This window comes from Chryseobacterium sp. 2TAF14 (assembly GCF_052115105.1).
GTDB lineage: Bacteria > Bacteroidota > Bacteroidia > Flavobacteriales > Weeksellaceae > Chryseobacterium.
This window is the reverse complement of the sequence record NZ_JBFRGA010000220.1, coordinates 1-6,183: the sequence shown is the minus strand read 5'-3', so window position 1 is coordinate 6,183 and position 6,183 is coordinate 1. Positions and strand designations below refer to the sequence as shown.

Annotated in this window: 4 protein-coding genes and 2 pseudogenes; 4 read left to right on the top strand and 2 right to left on the bottom strand. The window is 34.9% G+C overall.

Going from position 1 to position 6,183, the window contains the following annotated elements; all coding sequences use genetic code 11:
- Nucleotides 1–596: pseudogene (locus tag AB4Y90_RS16280) on the bottom strand (hypothetical protein); the annotation flags it as partial.
- Between the two features lie 23 nt (nt 597–619).
- Complete coding sequence (locus tag AB4Y90_RS16275) at nt 620–3,091, bottom strand: TonB-dependent receptor plug domain-containing protein (RefSeq protein WP_441558624.1); 2,472 nt, start codon at nt 3,089–3,091, stop codon at nt 620–622.
- Nucleotides 3,092–3,279: 188 nt separating this feature from the next.
- Here AB4Y90_RS16275 and AB4Y90_RS16270 point away from each other — a divergent pair.
- The 4 genes and pseudogenes from AB4Y90_RS16270 to AB4Y90_RS16255 all read left to right on the top strand — a co-directional run.
- A pseudogene (locus tag AB4Y90_RS16270) lies at nt 3,280–3,809 on the top strand (response regulator transcription factor).
- Nucleotides 3,810–3,854: 45 nt separating this feature from the next.
- The gene (locus tag AB4Y90_RS16265; RefSeq protein WP_441558623.1) at nt 3,855–4,886 is read left to right on the top strand and encodes a sensor histidine kinase; all 1,032 of its coding nucleotides are present in this window, start codon (nt 3,855–3,857) and stop codon (nt 4,884–4,886) included.
- A gap of 132 nt (nt 4,887–5,018) precedes the next feature.
- On the top strand, nt 5,019–5,615 hold the full coding sequence (locus AB4Y90_RS16260) for an IS1096 element passenger TnpR family protein (protein WP_441558622.1): 597 nt from the start codon (nt 5,019–5,021) through the stop codon (nt 5,613–5,615).
- A 238-nt stretch (nt 5,616–5,853) separates the two neighbouring features.
- Nucleotides 5,854–6,183, top strand: a 330-nt coding sequence (locus AB4Y90_RS16255) for an alpha-amylase family glycosyl hydrolase (protein WP_441558621.1), incomplete at its 3' end; no start/stop codon positions are given.

Here is a 6,183-nt window from a genome sequence, read left to right as displayed (position 1 = left end):
ACGTAGATGTAAGATACTACAGTTCCGCTTCCTACTCCAAATAGAGAAAGACCGTTGAACTCTTTTGCCGGATTATATTTATAACCACTGTCTTTAATGATGATATATTTTAAAATTCCAGAGTTATCAGTTTTATTAGTACCACCATAAACAAGATCTCCTAATTCTGATGTTGAAGTACCTAAAGAGCTTCTGTTTGACGGAGCGTTTCCTAATACAACGATACCTCCCCAATGACCTTGCTTATGAGTAGAACCTTCAAATACAATTGGGTTTGTTGCTGTACCGTTTGCGATCAATTTACCGCCTCTTTCTACGATCAGGTAGTTTGCTCCTTCTGCAGCAACGATTCTTGTACCTGCAGGAATGATCAAAGTTGCTCCGTTTTCTACAGAAAGAGTTCCTGTAAGGTTGTAAACTTTAGATGCATCTAAGCTTACTGTTGTTCCTGAAGCAATTTTACCTTTAAAATTTGCAGGATCAATTGTTGATACGTTTTCCGTTGTGTCATCATCAGAACTACAAGAGATTGCAGTTGAAGAAAATGCTGCTACTAATGAAAAGCATAATGCTGCTCTCAAAATTGTTTTTTTCATAACTATTTTTTTAGATTTATATTTTAAAATTTATAAGATAAACTGATTCCGGCTTCACGACCTCTTGTATAGTTTTGGTGAGTGAAAATACCTGCGCCGTTTTCCTGCTGTATTTTGTACTGAGGGTTTAATAAGTTTTTAGCAGAAACCCCAATTCCTATTTTGTTTAAATTGAAGTTTAAATTAAGATCCAGAATATCTCTTCCCTGCTCATAGAAGTTTCCTGCTTTGTTGGTTCCAATCGCATAAACGTTTTTACCAACGTGAGAATAAGAAACCACAAAATCTAAACTGTTTGAGTTGCTCCATTTATAGTTGTAGCCTAAGTTGGCATTAGCAATAAAATCTGCAACTCCCTGAATGTCGTCTTTAGTCTGTCCGCTAAATTCTGCAGTTTTTCCGCCGTTTTCTTTTGCTAATTCTTCAGGTGTTTTCAGTTCTTGCTCAGAATGCATTACTGTTCCGTTCAGGAAGGTATAAAGCTTAGAATTATTCCAAGAGTAAATATCTTTTCTGAATTCTATTTCCGCACCTAAAATATAACCCCAGTTTGAAATATTAAAATACGTCATATCATTTGGAGCTGAAGTAGAGTAGGTAGTTCTTGCGATTGCATTCTGAATATATTTACCAAAAGCTGCCACTGAAATAACTTCTCCTGACTTAGGGAACATTTCCCATTTTAAATCAAAATTGTAATTGTCTGACGGATTAAGATATTCGTTACCATATACGTTGGTTGTCACATCATAATAAGCAATTGGAATAATCTCTTTTGCCTGTGGTAAAGTATATGTTTTAGAGAATGATAATCTTAAATTCTGCTTGTCATTGATGCTATATTTAGCATTTAATGCAGGTAAAAATTTGTTGTAAGTTTTATTTTTTCTTTTTTCAACTCCTCCTGTCAATGGTTCTGTCCATTTAGTCTGCATATCAATGAAATCGTAACGACCACCAACCTGTACAATAAACTTTTCAGATAAAGTAATGTCTACATTTGCGTGTCCGGACTGAAGGTTTTGCTTAATACCATAATAAAAAGGCTTAAACATATCTCCGGGCATAAATGTCTGATAAGTAAATAAGCTGTTGTTTCCAGGGTTAATGAAAGCATCAATATTATTAGGATCTACAGGATTGATAAAGTTGAAACCCATACCAATCGTTGTATTATCAAATTTTCTGTCTTTATAAGATCCGTCGTAACCTGCAGTGATTTTGAATTTCTCAAAAGTTTTAGAAACATTTAAGTGTCCCAAAACGGTGTTGTCTGTAAGCTCATCAAAATATCTGTGGTTGTTGATTGCGCTTCCTGCCAATAAATTGAAGTTTTCTGCATCAATTGTATTTTGAAGACGGTCTGGTCTTTTGCTGTTTAGCATGTTGTATCCTAAAGCCCAGTCTGCTACCCAGGTTGATCCTATTTTATGATTTCCGAATAATTGATTTACCCAGGTATCTGTAATCTTGTTATCTCCTCTGTTGATGATTACATTTCTGTCAACATCATAAGAATATCCTTCGTATCTTTTAGCTGATTGAGAAGATGAATGAATATAGTTTGAAGTAAAATTAATCTTATTGTTGCTGTTTAATTTATAAGCTAAATTAATTAAACCTGTAGTATTTGTTTTATAAACAGAACGCTGTACGTTGGTAAAGTTTGAATTTGGGTTACCGCTCGCAAAAAAGAAACCTTCCTGTCCCTCGCTGTATTCATAGCTGTTATCAAATCCTGCGTAAGCAAATAAAGATAATTTTCCGAAAGTTGCACCACCCTCAATATTCATATCTGTATTGAACGGGTTTTGAGCGTTTTTAAAATTCCACTTCGTTGTGAACGGATAAGTTTGGTATGGATTACCTTTTATAAAAGTTGTTTCTTTAAATCCGAAGAATCCGGGACCGCCATCCTGAAGTTTAAAGTCTTTTTTTCTATACGTCTGAAAATTTACACTGCTTCCTAAACCAATTCTAAAATAAGGTTTTCCGCTGTGCTCTTTAGACACGATATTGATATTTGCTCMTCCGAAATCACCAGAAAATTTAGGATTGTACACTTTGTCTAATGAAATATATTCGATCATTGAAGTATTGAAGATCTCCAGATCAATATTTTTAAATTCGGGATCATCAGACGGAATTGTTAATCCGTTCAAGGTTGTGCTGTTGTAACGGTCTCCCAAACCTCTTACGAAAATCTGTCCGCTTCCTTCTTGCTTTTGCGTTCCGCTGGCTTTGGTTACAGCAGTTGCAGCATCGCTTACACCTTGTTTGGCTAATTGTACAGAACCCACCCTTTCTATAACCTCTACAGACTTTTTCTGCATGTTGATTAAGTTAGCTTCAGTTCCTTTTTTTGTAGACCCCTTGATGATAACCCCCTCAATTTTCTTCTCGTTCTTTACGGTGTCGTTTTTTTCTTGAGCGTACATTAAAGTTCCTGATGTGGTAAGGAATAATGCAGCGATACTCAGTTTTCTAAAATTCATTTTCTTTTTTACTAATTACTTTCGGTGCAAAGGAAGAAAAGTTTAGCCGTGTAAATGGTTTAGTAAAATTTAAATTTTTCTTAACTAAACATTACGAAAAGAATATTATTGTTAACTTTATGTGAACGATAACCATTGTGTTAATCCATCATTCAAAATTGATTAACTTTGAAACGTAAAAATTGAAAATGAACCAAAAGAAAATTCTTCTAATAGACGATGAACTCGATATTTTAGAGATTCTGTCTTACAATCTGGAAAAAGAAGGTTACGACATTTATACCGCTACAAATGGTAACGAAGGTATAGAAAAAGCCAAAGAAATTATTCCCGATTTAATATTATTAGATGTAATGATGCCCGAAAAAGACGGCATCGAAACTTGTCAGGAGCTTAGAAAGGTAAAAGAGCTGCAAAAATCGCTTATTGTTTTTCTTTCTGCAAGAAGTGAAGAGTTTTCTCAGCTGGCCGGTTTCCAGGCAGGAGCAAACGATTACATCGTAAAGCTGATCAAGCCAAAAATTCTTATCTCTAAAGTAAATGCACTGCTTCAGCTTACTTCTCAGGTTTCTGATAATGCCAAGCTGATAGAAATTGGTGATCTGGTAATCGATAAAGTGAAAGAACAATCGATGTACACATCCGTAGACTAAGAGAAAAATTAGGAATCAACACGATCCAGACTTTAAAAGGAATTGGGTATAAATTAATTGTTTAAACTCAAAAAAATCTTAACTTTACTTAACCTATAAAATTTGTAAAATTGAAATTTTACAGACTTACCCTAGTTTCATCATGTCTCCTCACGTTGGTGATGTTTGTTTTAGTGATTATTTTCGATTCACTGAAAGATATTTATTACCATACTTCTCAGTTTAAGATTGGTCTTTTTGTGTGCATCTTTTTGATGTTTATCATTAATTATGTGGTTTTGGAGTTGCTATTTAATTATTACGCCAAAAAGCAGGTCAGAAAAATTTCAAAAATCCTTCCGGAAGAAATTATTTACAGCGATCAGAATAATATTACACTCAAAGAATTGGGAGAAAGATTTTCAGACTTCAATCAACAGCAGCTTACGGAGATGGATATGATGAAGGAAATGGAAAGTTACCGTAAAGAATACATCGGAAATGTTTCGCATGAGCTGAAAACTCCGCTTTTTTCCATTCAGGGTTATGTAGAAACTTTAGTTGACGGCGGAATAGATAATATGGCGATTCGCGATAAATATCTGGAAAGAATAGGTATTTCGGTAGAAAGACTGATCGCTATTGTAAACGATCTTGATATGATCAACAGGTTGGAAGCCGGTGAAATCAATCTTACCGTATCAAAATTTGATGTCAATATTCTTATTAAAGAGATATTCGATCTTCTCGATCTGGAAGCCGAAAAAAACAACACCGTTCTTCAGCTGCAGACTTTGCACAGCCAGATTTTCGTAGAGGCAGATAAGCAGAAAGTTTCTCAAGTTTTCATTAATTTAATTTCAAATGCGATTCATTACGCCAATAGACAGGAAGCCAGAGTTGTTGTTAAAACAAGTGTTCTCAGAAATAAAGTTCTCATAGAGGTTATCGATAACGGGATGGGAATTAAAGCAGAATTGCTCCCAAGAATTTTTGAAAGATTCTACAGAGTAGAAACCAGCCGGAGCCGAAGACAGGGCGGTTCCGGATTGGGACTTGCCATTGTGAAGCACATTCTGGAAGCTCATAACGAAAATATTACGGTAGAAAGCGTTTACTTAGAAGGCACAAAATTCAGTTTTATGCTCGAGAAAAGTAAATGATTTTGCGAAATGTAAGAAAAAAAAAGTTTCTAAAAAATTATTAAATATTTTTTGTAAAATCTCATTTATTATATATTTGCAACAGGAATTTATCACAATAAATAAAGGCAAAAAAGTAATTGAAATACTGATATGGTTTACAAAATCCGTGTAATATTAGATACGAAAGAAGACATTTTCCGAGATGTAGAAATCAAAGGAAAACAAACACTCTGGAACTTACATTTGGGGATTAAAAGTGCGTTCAATCTTAGTGGAGATGAGCTTTCTACTTTTAATCTTCTCGAAGAAGACGGTACTGTCGTAAAAAGCGTACCGCTTGAAGATATGAGTGATGATGGTGATGGCGAAATTATGTCAGATGTATACATCGATGAAGCATTTGAGTCTGCAGGCGACAAAGCGCAGTTTCAGTACGGGCTGCTTGATCTTTGGGAATTTTTCTGCGAATTAATAGAAATTGTAGAAGAAACCAAAGGGGTAAATTACCCGATTACAACATACAGATTCGGAAACGCGCCTTTAAAAGCACCAAGCAAAAACGGAAGCGCTTCAGGATCGAAAAGCAAAAAATCTGCAATGCCTTTAATGGATGACGATTTCAATTTTGATGACGATTTCGGAGGAGGAAACAGTTTCGAGGATGAAGACGACAATTTCGATGATGAAGAAGACGATGACTACAACGACGATGTTTTCGATGATGAAGATGATGACAACGAAAGATAAAAACTAAATATAGCCCTGAAGTAAAATTCAGGGTTTTTTGTTTCAATTAAATTTAAAACTCAATTCCTTATTTTTGTAAAATCTTAAACTGGTTTACATGAAATGATCACCCAGATTAAGGATTAAGCAGTTTATCTATTTTTTAATCTGCTAAATCTGCACAATCAGCGAGAGAACGATCAGAAAACTGATTAACGGAACAAAAAATGTTTCTTCTATTTTAAAAATGAAAATGAATATGGATTTACCACAAGAATGGAAACACACCACCAATATATATGAAGTTAATATAAGACAATATACCAAAGAAGGCACTTTCAGGGCATTTGAAAAAGAAATGCCGCGTCTGAAAAATATGGGTATAAAAACATTATGGTTGATGCCGGTTACTCCCATTGCTCAGAAAAACAAAAAAGGAAGCCTCGGAAGTCAGTATGCAGCTTCAGATTACACTTCCATCAATCCCGAGTTCGGAACGATGGATGATTTCAAACATTTGGTAAATGAAGCCCACCGTTTAGGTTTCAAAATAATTATCGACTGGGTTGCCAATCACACAGGTTGGGAT